Annotated in this window: 10 protein-coding genes; 1 reads left to right on the plus strand and 9 read right to left on the minus strand. The window is 67.4% G+C overall.

Features of this window, described 5'->3' with window-relative positions; translation table 11 throughout:
* Positions 1–252: 252 nt before the first annotated feature.
* The 7 genes from ACKI2N_RS17800 to ACKI2N_RS17830 form a co-directional block, all read right to left on the minus strand.
* Positions 253–570: an STAS domain-containing protein gene (locus tag ACKI2N_RS17800; RefSeq protein ID WP_420994440.1), complete on the minus strand. Its 318-nt coding sequence runs from the start codon at positions 568–570 to the stop codon at positions 253–255.
* Positions 571–759: 189 nt separating this feature from the next.
* The gene (locus tag ACKI2N_RS17805) at positions 760–1,383 is read right to left on the minus strand and encodes an MlaC/ttg2D family ABC transporter substrate-binding protein (protein ID WP_420994441.1); all 624 of its coding nucleotides are present in this window, start codon (positions 1,381–1,383) and stop codon (positions 760–762) included.
* A gap of 253 nt (positions 1,384–1,636) precedes the next feature.
* A complete protein-coding gene (locus ACKI2N_RS17810; RefSeq protein ID WP_420994442.1) occupies positions 1,637–2,413 on the minus strand; it encodes a VacJ family lipoprotein in 777 nt (258 codons plus the stop codon).
* A 47-nt stretch (positions 2,414–2,460) separates the two neighbouring features.
* Complete coding sequence (gene mlaD / locus ACKI2N_RS17815) at positions 2,461–2,982, minus strand: outer membrane lipid asymmetry maintenance protein MlaD (protein WP_420994443.1); 522 nt, start codon at positions 2,980–2,982, stop codon at positions 2,461–2,463.
* 65 nt (positions 2,983–3,047) lie between these two features.
* Positions 3,048–3,824: a lipid asymmetry maintenance ABC transporter permease subunit MlaE gene (gene mlaE / locus ACKI2N_RS17820; RefSeq protein WP_420994444.1), complete on the minus strand. Its 777-nt coding sequence runs from the start codon at positions 3,822–3,824 to the stop codon at positions 3,048–3,050.
* The gene (locus ACKI2N_RS17825; protein ID WP_420994445.1) at positions 3,821–4,642 is read right to left on the minus strand and encodes an ABC transporter ATP-binding protein; all 822 of its coding nucleotides are present in this window, start codon (positions 4,640–4,642) and stop codon (positions 3,821–3,823) included. The genes mlaE and ACKI2N_RS17825 overlap by 4 nt, the downstream gene beginning before the upstream one ends.
* A gap of 165 nt (positions 4,643–4,807) precedes the next feature.
* Entirely contained in the window at positions 4,808–5,992 is a 1,185-nt protein-coding gene (locus ACKI2N_RS17830) for a Bug family tripartite tricarboxylate transporter substrate binding protein (protein ID WP_420994446.1), read from the minus strand.
* Between the two features lie 220 nt (positions 5,993–6,212).
* Here ACKI2N_RS17830 and ACKI2N_RS17835 point away from each other — a divergent pair, with 220 nt between their 5' ends.
* Positions 6,213–6,731, plus strand: a complete 519-nt coding sequence (locus ACKI2N_RS17835; protein ID WP_420994447.1) for a GNAT family N-acetyltransferase — start codon at positions 6,213–6,215, stop codon at positions 6,729–6,731.
* A gap of 604 nt (positions 6,732–7,335) precedes the next feature.
* On the opposite strand, the gene ACKI2N_RS17840 is transcribed toward ACKI2N_RS17835, so the two are convergent.
* Both ACKI2N_RS17840 and ACKI2N_RS17845 read right to left on the minus strand, forming a co-directional pair.
* Complete coding sequence (locus tag ACKI2N_RS17840) at positions 7,336–8,799, minus strand: glutamate synthase subunit beta (protein ID WP_420994448.1); 1,464 nt, start codon at positions 8,797–8,799, stop codon at positions 7,336–7,338.
* Between the two features lie 136 nt (positions 8,800–8,935).
* Positions 8,936–13,645: a glutamate synthase-related protein gene (locus ACKI2N_RS17845; protein ID WP_420994508.1), complete on the minus strand. Its 4,710-nt coding sequence runs from the start codon at positions 13,643–13,645 to the stop codon at positions 8,936–8,938.
* Positions 13,646–13,764 lie beyond the last annotated feature (119 nt).

A 13,764-nucleotide genomic window follows, 5' to 3' on the forward strand; every position in this document is an offset into this window, starting at 1 on the left:
GGCCGGATACTGTTTGGCAGGCGCTGCGGGCTGCGGGCTCGCGCGCCGGCCTCCTTGAAATGGCGGGGACCGCCTGGGTGCTTCGACCGGGTCTTGCGTCTGGTCCGTGCCTTTTGTGCCGGAACGGTCGAACAACCCGGAATTATAGGGGATGCGGGAGCAGTCCCGCTGTGTGCGCGAGGCGTGGCGCGTGCCATCGCCCGGGCATCGCAGTGGCAGGCGCCGGCTCGGCTGCCTGCCATGGATGCCGGTTCAATGTCGGTGGGAAGCCTGGTGGGAGGCGGCCTGCGGCGCCCTGGCGCCCGCCGCGGGCGCCAGTTGCAGCAGGGAATCGACGCCGTACAGCGCGGCCAGCTGGGCCAGTTGCGCCGGCACGCCGACGAAGGACAGCGCCCGCCCGCGGCTGGCGGCATCGCGCTGCCAGGCCAGCAGCACCGCGACCGCGGCCGAATCCACCTGGGCCAGCGCGCTGCAGTCCACCCGGTCCTCGCCCTGGGCCAGGCGAGCCAGCCCGTCACGCAGCACGGCGGCGGCGTTGCGGTTGGTCAGCGAGGTATCGAGCGAGAGCATCGGGAAGTGCGCAGGGTCCGGACAGGGCGCCTCGACGGCGGCAAAAGACGGAAAAAGACGGGAAAGCCCAAAAGGCCAAAAAACGCTCCCGCTGTTTTGGCGGGAGTGTCCATTGTAAAACACTTCGCCCGTCCATGTTGCGCCGCAACCTGCTTTTTGCGGCAGGCCGCGGCTGCGTGCGCTTCCGTTTCAGTTCTTGGCGTTGGCGAGCTGGCGGTTGCGGTCCTGCAGCGTCTTGATCACGCCTTCCACGCCCTGCTGGCCGACGATGGTGTTGAAGCTGCCCTTGTAGGCCTCCGTGAGCCACGCGCCCAGCACGTTGATGTCATAGACCTTCCAGCCTTGCGGGGTCTTCTCGAGGCGGTAGTCCAGCTGGATCGGGTCGCCTTTGTTGATGACCTGGGTGCGGATGGTGGCATCGGTATCGTCCGGCGCGCCGCGGTACGGGCGGAACTGCACCTGCTGGTCGCGGATCTGCGCGATCGCGCCCGAATAGGTACGGATCAGCAGCGTCTTGAACTCATCGGCGATCTGCTTTTGCTGTTCCGGCGTGGCCTTGGACCAGTTGCGGCCCATGGCGATCTGGGTGGTGCGCTGGAAATCCGCGTTGGGCAGGATCTTCTGCTCGACCAGCGCCGAGATCTTGCTGATATTGCCGGCCTGCATGTCCTTGTCGGACCGCACCGTGGCCATCACGTCGTTGACCACGGCCTTGACCAGCCCGTCGGGCGTGCTGGCATCCTGCGTCTGGGCGTGGGCGGCGCTGGCAAAGGCAGCAACAGCAAGAAAAGGCAGCAACAGTCGCTTCATCATTATCTTCTTCCTTGTCAATCGAACGCAGGACAAGCCGCGGCGCGGCGTGCCTGCGTATCCCGGCATTCCCGGCATTCCCGGCATTTCCGGCATTTCCGGCCTTCCCGACCCCGGGACCGGTAGTGGTCACGCCCGGTTGGAGTCGGGCGCACCCGGGGAGTTCGCGGCGCCGAAGCTTCCGGCGCCACATCCAAACATCTTGTTGCAGCGCTCACAGCCGTGTCACGTGGCACGGCGCGCGCGCCGGGGGCGCTCAGCGCGGAAAGCGGATGCCGGGCGGCATCTGCACCGGCGGCGTGGGCAGCGCCTGGTTTTCCTGCTGGGCATCGGCCGGCGGCGCCGACGGCGCGCCGTCCTCGTCGCTCTGCGGCGGATTGCCGTCGTAGATCTGGTACTCGCGGCGCTGCAGGTAGGCGTCGCGCAGGAAGCTGTACTTGTCCAGCGCGGCTTCCTCGATCAGGTTCGACGCGCTCAGCAGCGAGGCGCGCGTGCTGACGATGCGCACCCCGGTCAGCGTATTGCGGGCCCAGACCGGATCCAGGTAAGCCAGCGGATCCATCTGGCGGTCCACCAGCATGCCGGCGGTGTCGCGCACCGTGCTCGGCCCGAACAGGGGCAGCACCAGGTACGGGCCGGCCGGCACGCCCCACACGCCCAGGGTCTGGCCGAAGTCTTCCTTGTACTTGGGCAGGCCGGCCGGCGTGGCGATGTCGATCAGGCCGCCGATGCCCAGCACGCTGTTGATGGCCACGCGCATGGTGTCTTCCGCGGCGCGCGTGGGCTTGCCCTGCAGCAGATTGTTGATGGCCGAATAGACGTCGCTGACGTTGGAGAACGCGTTGTCGATCGCGGTGCGGATCGGCGAGGGAACGTAGTCGGCATAGACCTGCGCGACCGGCTTGAGCACAACCTTGTCGACGCCGTCATTGACGCGCATGACCTGGCGGTTGAACGGCTCGATGGGGTCTTTCGGATTCGCCGTGGGCCCGGTCGCGCAGCCCGCCATCAAGAAAGCGGCCGCAGCCGCCATCCACCATTTCCGTCCCCCGCGCCATTGCGCAGGGACACCTTTGCCGCTCATTTCAATCCCCCCGCGGGTGCGCTCGCCGCGCCGCCGCCCGCGTTATTGCCGCCGCCGGCACCTGCGTCCGCGGCTTTGTTGTACAGGAACTGCCCAATCAGGTTTTCCAGCACCACGGCCGACTGCGTCATGGTGATGCGCCCGCCGTCGGCCAGCATGGCGGTGTCGCCGCCGGCCTCGAGGCCGATGTACTGCTCGCCCAGCAGGCCCGACGTGAGGATCTTGGCCGAGGTGTCCTTGGGAAACTGGTAGCGCTTCTCCAGGTTCAGCGACACGGTGGCCTGGTAGGTCTTGTCGTCGAAGCGGATGTCCGCCACGCGGCCCACCACCACCCCGGCGCTCTTGACTGGCGCGCGCGGCTTGAGGCCGCCGATATTGTCGAAGCGCGCCTGCACGGCATAGGTTTCCTGGAACGACAGCGAGCTCATGTTGCCGGCCTTCAGGGCCAGGAACAGCAGCGCGACGAAACCCGCCACCACGAACAGGCCGACCCAGAAATCGAGGGTATTTCTTTTCATCTCTCGTCTCTTCTTCAAATACTGCACCGCGGCAACGGGCCGGATGGGACAACGGCCCTGCCGGCTCAGCTGAACATCAGCGCCGTCAGCAGGAAATCCAGCGCCAGCACCGCCAGCGAGGCAATCACCACGGTCCGCGTGGTGGCACGCGACACGCCTTCGGGCGTGGGCTTGGCCTCATAACCCTGGTACAAGGCGATGAACGTCACCGCGACCCCGAAAATAAAGCTCTTGATGACACCGTTGAGCACGTCGGCGCGCACGTCCACGCCGCTTTGCATCTGCGACCAGAACGCGCCGGCGTCCACGCCGATCATCTGCACGCCGACCACGTAGCCGCCCAGGATGCCCACCGCGCTGAAGATCGCGGCCAGCACCGGCATGGCCACCACGCCCGCCCAGAAGCGCGGCGCGATCACGCGCTGCAGCGGATTCACCGCCATCATCTCCATGGCGGTGAGTTGTTCGCCGGCCTTCATCAAGCCGATTTCGGCGGTCAGCGAGGTGCCGGCGCGCCCGGCGAACAGCAGCGCGGTCACCACCGGCCCCAGTTCGCGCACCAGCGACAGCGCCACCAGCAGGCCGAGCGCCTGCTCCGAGCCGTAGCGGTTGAGCGTGTAATAGCCCTGCAAACCCAGCACGAAGCCGACGAACAGCCCCGATACGGCGATGATCACCAGCGACAGGTTGCCGACGAAGAAGATCTGGTCGCTCACCAGCCGGAAGCGCCGCAGCAGCGCCGGCGACATCGCCAGCACCGTGAAGAACATGCGCGTGGCGTGGCCGAGCCCGCTCACCGAGCGCCGCACCGCGGCACCGATATTCGTGAAGAATCCCATCATCGGGGGGCCCCGCCGGTGAAGTCGTCGGCCAGCGAAGGCCCCGGATAGTGGAACGGCACCGGGCCGTCGGCCTCGGCGTGGACGAACTGGTGCACGAAGGGATCGGCCGAGGCGCGCAGCGCCTCGGGCTCGCCTTCGGCGACGATGCGGCCGTTGGCGATGAAATACACGTAGTCCGCGATCAGGAAGGTCTCGTTGACGTCGTGCGAGACGATGATGGTGGTGGCGCCGAGCGCCTCGTTGAGGCTGCGGATCAGGCGCGCGGTCAGGCCCAGCGAGATCGGGTCCAGCCCGGCGAAGGGCTCGTCGTACATCAGCAGGGTGGGGTCCAGCGCGATCGCGCGGGCCAGTGCCACCCGGCGCGCCATGCCGCCGGAGATCTCGGCAGGCATCAGGTCGCGCGCGCCGCGCAGGCCGACCGCGTTGAGCTTCATCAGCACCAGGTCGCGGATCATCGACTCGGGCAGGTCGGTATGTTCGCGCAAGGGGAAGGCTACGTTGTCGAACACCGAGAGATCGGTGAACAACGCGCCGAACTGGAACAGCATGCCCATCTGGCGCCGCACGGCATACAGGTCGTCGCGGCCCAGCGCCGGGATGTTGGCGCCCTTGAACAAAACTTCACCTTGCTGCGGCCGCACCTGGCCGCCGATCAGGCGCATCACGGTAGTCTTGCCGCAGCCGGAGCCGCCCATGACGGCAACCACCTTGCCGCGCGGAAAGCGCATGCTGAGGCCCGACAGGATAGGCTTGCCGCCCGCCGTGTAGGCGAAGTCGACAGCGTTGAGCTCGACGAGGTTTGAGGCGGATTCCGTCACGTTTGCACCGTTTTGGCAGTCCGCCATTATAAGGGCTACTACCTAGCGGTGCCCGGGCCAGTGTGGGGCAATCCACATCCATCGGCCGCAAATAATTGTTTCATCACTTTTTGCGGATAAAGAATTTCATGGATCACTTTTAGCGGACCGAGTCGTCAAGCCGGTCTATGGCTCGGTCGGGCCGCCCGCCTGCCGCAAGATCACTTGCCACTGGATCGACTCGGAACGGATCGCGGTGGCGAACGCCTCCGGCGAATCCCGCAGCGGCGTCAGTCCCGCCGCCAGCAGGCGGTCGCGCACCTCGCGCTCGCCCATCACGGCGTCGAGCTCGCCGGCCAGGCGCGCGACGATGGCGTGCGGGGTCTTGGCCGGCGCGATCACGCCGAACCAGGCACCCGCGCCATAGCCGTCCAGCCCCGACTCCTGCAGCGTGGGCACGGCGGGTGCCAGCGGCGAGCGCGCCATGCCGGTCACGCCCAGCAGGCGCAGGTTGCCGTTCCGGACATGGGCCTGCACCGCCGCGTAAGAGCAGAAACAGGCACTGATGCGGCCGGCGAGCATCTCCTGCACCACCGCGCCCTCTCCCTTGGCCGTCACCAGCGGCACACCGTTGGGTACGCCATGCACCGCGTATTCCGCATACAGGTGCGACGGGCTGCCGGCCTGGCCGGAACCGTAGCTGTACGACGCCGGGCTGGCCTTCACCGCGCCCAGCCACTGCTGCGGCGTGCGCATCGGCAGGCGCGCGTCGATCACCAGGAACAGCGGCATGGTGGCCACCCGCGCCACCGGGGTGAAATCGCGCACCACGTCGTAGGGCACCGGCTCCAGCCCGGGCTGGATCAGCATGGTGGCCTGGTGGAACAGCAGCGTATGGCCGTCGGAGCTGGCCTTGGCCACCACGTCGCCGGCCGTGGTGCCGCCCGCGCCGGGCCGGTTGTCCACGTCCACCGACACGCCCAGGCGCAGCGCCAGCCGCTCGGCCAGCATGCGCGCCACCGCATCCGGCACGCCGCCGGCCGGGAACGGCACGATCAGGCGGACCGGGCGCGCGGGAAACGTCATCGGGCGGGTGTAGGCGGTGGGGGTGGCGGCCGGCGGCGGCGCGGCTGGCCTGGCCTGGCTGGCGCCGCCGGAAACCGCCAGCAGGCCGCCGAGGCAAAGGGCCAGGCCCTGCGCCGCCCGACGGCGCAGGGCCGCCAGCGGGCGTGGCCGGTGCCCGGCGCGCAGCGGGAGCGGCGATCGCGGCGGCGATTGCAGCGGAGACAGCAAACCGGACGGCCTTGCCGCGGGGTGAAGCAACTTCGCCTTACCTCGCCAAAGTCGCGGAAAAATGCGCACTTCGGACATCAATTCCTCCGAGCCACGGGCGTTGCCGGTGACATATGGGTCGGCTGAAAAGGGGATGAGCGAGGCAGTCTTTGTTCTAATTGTCCGGTCCATTCTACGAACAATGGCCTGGGCCGCACAGACCACGTTAACCATAGCCGGGACAACCCTGTGCGCATGCGCGGCGCGGCGGAAATCCGCGCCCGGGCGCCGTCTATAATCGCCCGCCATGAACGAATCCATGAGCGAATTCATCCTCCGGCCGATGGCGGCCGCCGACCTGCCCGCCATACTCGGCATCCAGGCACAGTGCTACCGAGGCGCACTGCACGAGTCCGGCGCGGCGCTGGCCAGCCGGCTCGCGCTCTCGCCCGCCACCTGCTGGGTGGCCGCTCCGCCGGGCCGGCCACAAGCGCTGGCCGCGTACCTGTTCAGCCACATGTGGCCACGGGACGGCCTGCCACCGCTCGACGGCGTGCTGGCAAGGGACTGGGAGGGCGGGGAACTCACCTGGTTCGTGCATGACATGGCGGTGGCGCCTGCCGGACAGGGGCAAGGCCTGGCTCTGCGGCTTTACCAGGCGGCGCGGGCAGCGGCGCTCGATGCCGGGCTGCGCTCGTCGCGGCTGGTGGCGGTGCAGTCGGCGGCGGGCTGGTGGGGCCGGCTCGGATATCAGCAGATTGCGCCGGTCGGCGCGGCGCTGTCCGCCAAACTGGCGGTTTATGGAGACGAGGCGGTGTGGATGGGGAGGGAGTTGTAGTTTGCCGTGGGGCGGGGGATTGGGCCGATTGGGTTCTTCAGGTACCTGCCTGCACCAGTGGCGCCTGGCGATTTCTGGCTTGGTCAGCTTCAAAGTCAAAGGCTTTCGCTCCTCCGGAGCGACCTACTTTCTTTTTTCCGAAAAGAAAGTAGGCAAAGAAAGCGGACTGCCTGGCCGGCAGGGGCAGAAACGTTGGGTTTCCGGTTGTTGGTGGTTTCGTGGCGGGGCCTGTGGTTCTGCTGGCATCCTGCCGTTACCGGTGCGATCCGCCACGATCTTGCTGACGGCAGCGGTCTCGGGGTCAGACCTGTGATGGCGGGCGCACTGCTTGTCCGGTCATCTGCCGTTACCGGCTTGGGCGGCCACGACGTAGCGCCCTCGTGGTTTCGTGATGGGCGTCGTGGACCGGGGCGCGGGTGTGCCGGGCTACGTTTCATACTGGAGCCAGCGCCCGGAGCCAGCCGAGATTACATGTATGCGAACGGGGGCGCGAGCCCGCTCTCGGGCGCCTGACCGGCCAATCGGGCAACAAAAAACCCGCCCGGGGTTTACGCCCCCGGGCGGGTCATCCTGCGGCTCACGGCCGGCAAGGCGCGCAAAAGGCTCAGCGGGGCAATTCCGAATGCCCCATCAGGAACGCATCCACCGACCGCGCCGCCTGGCGCCCTTCGCGAATCGCCCATACCACCAGCGACTGCCCGCGGCGCACGTCGCCGGCGGCAAACACCTTGGGCACGTTGGTGTGATACGCACGCTCGCCTTCGGTGGAAGCGCGTGCATTCTTGCGCGCGTCGGTGTCCACGCCGAAGGCGGAGAGCAGCGACCCTACGGGGTTGGTGAAGCCCATCGCCAGCAGCACGAGGTCGGCCTTGAGGATGAACTCGCTGTCCGGTACTTCCTGCATCTTGCCGTCCTTCCACTCCACGCGGCAGGCCTTGAGCGCGGTGATCTTGCCGTTCTCGCCGATGAATTCCTTGGTCGCCACCGACCAGTCGCGCTCGCAGCCTTCGTCGTGCGACGACGAGGTGCGCAGCTTGATCGGCCAGTACGGCCACACCAGCGGCTTGTTCTCTTCTTCCGGCGGCTGCGGCAGCAGCTCGAACTGGACCACCGACGCAGCGCCGTGGCGGTTGGAGGTGCCGACGCAGTCGGAACCCGTATCGCCGCCGCCGATCACGATCACGTGCTTGCCTTCGGCGCGGATGTCGTTGGGGCCGTCGCCGGCGACTTCCTTGTTCTGCGGGATCAGGAATTCCAGCGCGTAGTGCACGCCGGCCAGGTCGCGGCCGGGCACGGGCAGGTCGCGCGGCACTTCCGAGCCGCCGGCCAGCACGACGGCGTCGAACTGGTCCTGCAGCGCCTGCGCCGAGATGGTTTCGCGCGCGTAGTTCTTGATGCCGGCCGGCAGTTCGCCGTCGGTCACCATCACGCCGGGGCGGAAAGTCACGCCTTCGGACTGCATCTGCTCGATGCGGCGGTCGATCAGCGTCTTCTCCATCTTGAAGTCGGGGATGCCGTAGCGCAGCAGGCCGCCGATGCGGTCGTTCTTCTCGAACACGGTCACGTCGTGGCCGGCGCGCGCCAGTTGCTGGGCGGCGGCCATGCCGGCGGGGCCGGAGCCGACCACGGCCACGGTCTTGCCGGTCTTGTGCCGGGCCGGCTGCGGCGCGACCCAGCCTTCTTCCCAGGCCTTGTCGATGATGGCGTGCTCGATCGACTTGATGCCGACCGGCAGCTCGTTGATGCCCAGCGTGCAGGCGGCCTCGCACGGGGCCGGGCAGATGCGGCCGGTGAACTCGGGGAAGTTGTTGGTCTGGTGCAGCACCTGGATCGCCGACTTCCAGTCCTGGCGGTACACCAGGTCGTTGAAGTCGGGGATGATGTTGTTGACCGGGCAGCCGTTGTTGCAGAACGGGATGCCGCAGTCCATGCAGCGCGCGCCCTGGATCTTCGCTTCGCTGTCGGACAGCGCGAAGACGAATTCCTTGTAGTGCTTCACGCGCTTGGTTACGGGCTCGTAACCTTCGTTCTGGCGCGGAAATTCGAGAAAGCCAGTCGCCTTACCCATGTTGCGTCCTTGGTCTTGCTGGGCAGGGCCGGCGCATGCGCCGGCCCTGCTGTGAGGTCAGTATCTTGTGAGCCGGCGGCGCGGGCTGCGCCGCCGCTCCTGCTTGGTCGGGCCCGCGGGCCCCGCCTGCCGAACGTCAGGCCGCGATGGCTTCCCGGTCGCTGTCCTTGGCTTCCTGTTCCTTCGCGTACATCTCGCCCAGGGCGCGCTTGTACTCGGTCGGGAAGACCTTGACGAACTTGCGGCGCGCCGTGGTCCAGTCGGCCAGCAGCGCCTTGGCGCGCTCCGAGCCGGTGAAGCGGAAGTGCTGCTCGATCAGGCCCTTGAGGATGGCTTCGTCGAGTTGGCGCTTGCCGCCGACCTTGTGCCAGGAAGCGGGCGACTGGCCTTTTTCCTGGTCCGCGGATGCCAGCACGGCTTCGAGCGCGACCATCGAGGTGTTGCAGCGCTTGTCGAACAGGCCGTCCTCGTCGTAGACGTAGGCCACGCCGCCCGACATGCCGGCCGCGAAGTTGCGCCCGGTGCCGCCCAGCACCACCACTGTGCCGCCAGTCATGTACTCGCAGCCATGGTCGCCGGTGCCTTCCACCACGGCGGCGGCACCCGAGTTGCGCACCGCGAAGCGCTCGCCGGCCACGCCGTTGAAGAACGCTTCGCCGGCGATGGCGCCGTACAGCACCGTGTTGCCGACGATGATGTTGCGGGTCGGATCGCCGCGGAACTCGTGCGGCGCGCGCACGATCACGCGGCCGCCCGACAGGCCCTTGCCGACGTAGTCGTTGCCGTCGCCCACCAGGTCCAGCGTGATGCCGTGCGCCAGGAACGCGCCGAAGGACTGGCCGGCGGTGCCTTGCAGCTGGATGTGGATGGTGTCGTCGGGCAGGCCTTCATGGCCGTACTGCTTGGCCACCACGCCCGACAGCATCGCGCCGACGGTGCGGTTGACGTTCTTGACCGGCTGGATGAACGACACGCGCTCGCCCTTGTCGATGGCCGGGCGCGCCTTGGCGATCAGCACGTGATCGAGCGCCTTGCCGGCTTCGACCGACAGGCCGTGGTCCTGGCGGTCGGTATGGAAGCGCGGCACCTCGGCCGGGAACGGCGCCTGGTAGAACACGCGCGAGAAATCGAGGCCGCGCGCCTTCCAGTGCTCGATGCCGGGCTTGGTGTCGAGCAGGTCGGCACGGCCGATCAGCTCGTCGAAGGTGCGGATGCCCAGTTGCGCCATGATCTCGCGGGCTTCTTCGGCGATGAAGAAGAAGAAATTCACCACGTGCTCGGGCTTGCCCTGGAATTTCTTGCGCAGCGCCGGGTCCTGCGTGGCCACGCCCACCGGGCAGGTGTTCAGGTGGCACTTGCGCATCATGATGCAGCCTTCGGCCACCAGCGGCGCGGTGGCGAAGCCGAACTCGTCGGCGCCCAGCAGCGCGCCGATGACCACGTCGCGGCCGGTCTTCATCTGGCCGTCGGCCTGCACGCGGATGCGGTTGCGCAGGCCGTTGAGCATCAGGGTCTGCTGGGTCTCGGCGAGGCCCAGTTCCCACGGCGTGCCGGCATGCTTGATCGACGACAGCGGCGAGGCGCCGGTGCCGCCGTCATGGCCGGCGATCACCACGTGGTCGGCCTTGGCCTTGGCCACGCCGGCGGCCACGGTGCCCACGCCCACTTCGGACACCAGCTTGACCGAGATGTCGGACACCGGGTTGACGTTCTTCAGGTCGTGGATCAGCTGCGCCAGGTCCTCGATCGAGTAGATGTCGTGGTGGGGCGGCGGCGAGATCAGGCCGACGCCGGGCACCGAGTAGCGCAGCTTGCCGATGTAGTCCGACACCTTGTGGCCGGGCAGCTGGCCACCCTCGCCGGGCTTGGCGCCCTGCGCCATCTTGATCTGGATCTGGTCGGCCGAGGCCAGGTATTCGGCGGTCACGCCGAACCGGCCCGAGGCCACCTGCTTGATCTTCGAGCGCAGCGAGTCACCGGCCTGCAGTTCCAGGTCGCGCACCACGGCGTCCGGCCCCAGCAGGCCCTGCATGGTGTCGCCCTGCTTGATGGGAATGCCGCGCAGTTCGTTGCGGTAGCGCTTCTCGTCCTCGCCGCCTTCGCCGGTGTTGGACTTGCCGCCGATGCGGTTCATGGCCACCGCCAGCGTGGCGTGGGCTTCGGTCGAGATCGAGCCCAGCGACATGGCGCCGGTGGCAAAGCGCTTGACGATCTCCTTGGCTGGCTCCACTTCTTCCAGCGCGATCGCGCGCGCCGGGTCGACCTTGAACTCGAACAGGCCGCGCAGCGTCATGTGGCGGCGGCTCTGGTCGTTGATGATGTTGGCGTATTCCTTGTAGGTCTGGTATGCGCCGCGGCCGTCGTCGGCACGCACGGCGTGCTGCAGCTTGGCCACCGAATCCGGCGTCCACATGTGCTCTTCGCCGCGGATGCGGAAGGCGTACTCGCCGCCGGTCTCGAGCATGTTTTCCAGCACCGGGTTGTCGCCGAAGGCGTCGTGGTGCAGGCGCAGCGCTTCCTCGGCCACTTCGAAGATACCGATGCCTTCGACGTTCGACGCCGTGCCGTGGAAGTACTTCTGCACCAGTTCGCGCGACAGGCCGATGGCTTCGAAGATCTGCGCACCGGTGTACGACATGTAGGTGGAGATGCCCATCTTGGACATCACCTTCTGCAGGCCCTTGCCGATCGCCTTGACGAAGTTCTTGACCGCCTTCTCGGGCGAGAGGTCGCCGGACAGGCCTTGCGCCATGTCGGCCAGCGTTTCCATCGCCAGGTAGGGGTGCACGGCTTCGGCGCCGTAGCCGGCCAGCAGGGCGAAGTGATGCACTTCGCGCGCGGTGCCGGTTTCCACCACCAGGCCGGCCGAGGTGCGCAGGCCCTTGTCCACCAGGTGGTGGTGGATGGCCGAGGTGGCCAGCAGCGCGGGAATGGCGACGTGCTCGGCGTCCACGCGGCGGTCCGACACGATCAGGATGTTGTAGCCCGAGCGCACGGCGTCCACCGCTTCGGCGCACAGCGAGGCCAGGCGGGCTTCGATGCCTTCCTTGCCCCAGGCCTTCGGATAGCAGATGTTCAGCTCGTACGAACGGAACTTGCCGCCGGTGTAGTGCTCGATGTTGCGGATCTTGGCGATGTCCTTGAAGTCCAGCACGGGCTGGGACACCTCGAGGCGCATCGGCGGGTTGATGTTGTTGAGCTCGAGCAGGTTGGGCTTGGGGCCGATGAACGACACCAGCGACATCACCATGTTCTCGCGGATCGGGTCGATCGGCGGGTTGGTGACCTGGGCGAACAGCTGCTTGAAGTAGTGGTACAGCGTCTTGTTCTTGGACGAGAGCACGGCCAGCGGGCTGTCGTTGCCCATCGAGCCGGTGGCTTCCTCGCCGGACAGCGCCATCGGCGCCATCAGGAACTTGACGTCTTCCTGCGTGTAGCCGAACGCTTGCTGGCGGTCCAGCAGGCGCGCATCGGGCTTCTTCTCTGCGGCCACGTCCTCGGGCTTGGCTTCGAGCTCGTCGAGCTTGATGCGCACGGCGTCGATCCAGCTCTTGTACGGCTTGGCGTTGGCCAGGTTGTCCTTGAGCTCCTTGTCGTCGATGATGCGGCCCTGCTCCATGTCGATCAGGAACATCTTGCCCGGCTGCAGGCGCCACTTCTGCACGATGCGCGACTCGGGGAACGGCAGCACGCCGGCTTCCGAGGCCAGCACCACGACGTCGTCCTCGGTCACGTAGAAGCGTGCCGGGCGCAGGCCGTTGCGGTCGAGCGTGGCGCCGATCTGGCGGCCGTCGGTGAAGCAGATCGCGGCGGGGCCGTCCCACGGCTCCATCATGGCGGCGTGGTATTCGTAGAAGGCGCGGCGGTTGTCGTCCATCAGCGTGTGCTGTTCCCAGGCTTCCGGGATCATCATCATCATCGCGTGGACGAGCGGATAGCCCGCCATCGTCAGCAGCTCGAGGCAGTTGTCGAACGAAGCGGTGTCCGACTGGCCGGGATAGATCAGCGGCCACAGCTTGGGCAGGTCGTCGCCGAGCACCGGCGAGGAGATCGCGCCGGTGCGCGCGTTGACCCAGTTCACGTTGCCCTTGACCGTGTTGATTTCGCCGTTGTGGGCGACCATGCGGTACGGGTGGGCCAGTTCCCAGGCCGGGAAGGTGTTGGTGGAGAAGCGCTGGTGCACCAGGGCCAGGGCCGAGACGGCGCGCGGATCCTGCAGGTCGAGGTAGTACTCGCCGACCTGGTTGGCCAGCAGCAGACCCTTGTACACCACCGTGCGCGCCGACATCGACGGCACGAAGTATTCCTTGCCGTGCTTGAGCTTGAGCGCCTGGATGGCGTGGCTGGCGGTCTTGCGGATCACGTAGAGCTTACGTTCCAGCGCGTCCGTGGTCATGATGTCGCGGCCGCGCCCGATGAAGATCTGGCGGATCACCGGCTCGGTCTTGCGCACGGTCGGGGACATCGGCATGTTGCAGTCCACCGGCACGTCGCGCCAGCCCAGCACGACCTGGCCTTCCAGGCGCACGGTGCGCTCGAGCTCCTGCTCGCAGGCCAGGCGCGAAGCGTGTTCCTTGGGCAGGAAGATCATGCCCACGCCGTACTCGCCGGACGGCGGCAGGGTCACGCCTTGCCTGGCCATCTCCTCGCGGTAGAACTGGTCCGGGATCTGGATCAGGATGCCCGCGCCGTCGCCCATCAGCGCATCCGCGCCGACCGCGCCGCGGTGGTCGAGGTTCTCCAGGATCTTCAGGCCCTGCAGGACGATCTCGTGGCTCTTCTTGCCCTTGATGTGGGCGACCATGCCGACGCCGCACGCGTCTTTTTCATTGGCGGGGTCGTACATGCCCTGGGCTTGCGGAAGCGAGGCGGGCGCGTGCGTGGCGGCGGACTCTGCGGCCTGCGCCAGCGTTGGCTTCGATTGGGATTGCGATTGGTCCACGGGCTTGATTCCGGTGAGGGCTG

Origin of the sequence: Cupriavidus sp. 30B13, from assembly GCF_049059565.2 — a bacterium.
Taxonomy (GTDB): domain Bacteria; phylum Pseudomonadota; class Gammaproteobacteria; order Burkholderiales; family Burkholderiaceae; genus Cupriavidus.

Bases quoted from the DNA above. Each gene is read 5' to 3' on its own strand.
- mlaE (WP_420994444.1), bottom strand. From the start codon at position 3,824: ATGATGGGATTCTTCACGAATATCGGTGCCGCGGTGCGGCGCTCGGTG.
- ACKI2N_RS17845 (WP_420994508.1), bottom strand. From the start codon at position 13,645: ATGTACGACCCCGCCAATGAAAAAGACGCGTGCGGCGTCGGCATGGTC.
- ACKI2N_RS17840 (WP_420994448.1), bottom strand. From the start codon at position 8,799: ATGGGTAAGGCGACTGGCTTTCTCGAATTTCCGCGCCAGAACGAAGGT.
- ACKI2N_RS17805 (WP_420994441.1), bottom strand. From the start codon at position 1,383: ATGATGAAGCGACTGTTGCTGCCTTTTCTTGCTGTTGCTGCCTTTGCC.
- ACKI2N_RS17830 (WP_420994446.1), bottom strand. From the start codon at position 5,992: ATGTCCGAAGTGCGCATTTTTCCGCGACTTTGGCGAGGTAAGGCGAAG.
- ACKI2N_RS17810 (WP_420994442.1), bottom strand. From the start codon at position 2,413: ATGGCGGCTGCGGCCGCTTTCTTGATGGCGGGCTGCGCGACCGGGCCC.
- ACKI2N_RS17800 (WP_420994440.1), bottom strand. From the start codon at position 570: ATGCTCTCGCTCGATACCTCGCTGACCAACCGCAACGCCGCCGCCGTG.
- mlaD (WP_420994443.1), bottom strand. From the start codon at position 2,982: ATGAAAAGAAATACCCTCGATTTCTGGGTCGGCCTGTTCGTGGTGGCG.
- ACKI2N_RS17835 (WP_420994447.1), top strand. From the start codon at position 6,213: ATGAGCGAATTCATCCTCCGGCCGATGGCGGCCGCCGACCTGCCCGCC.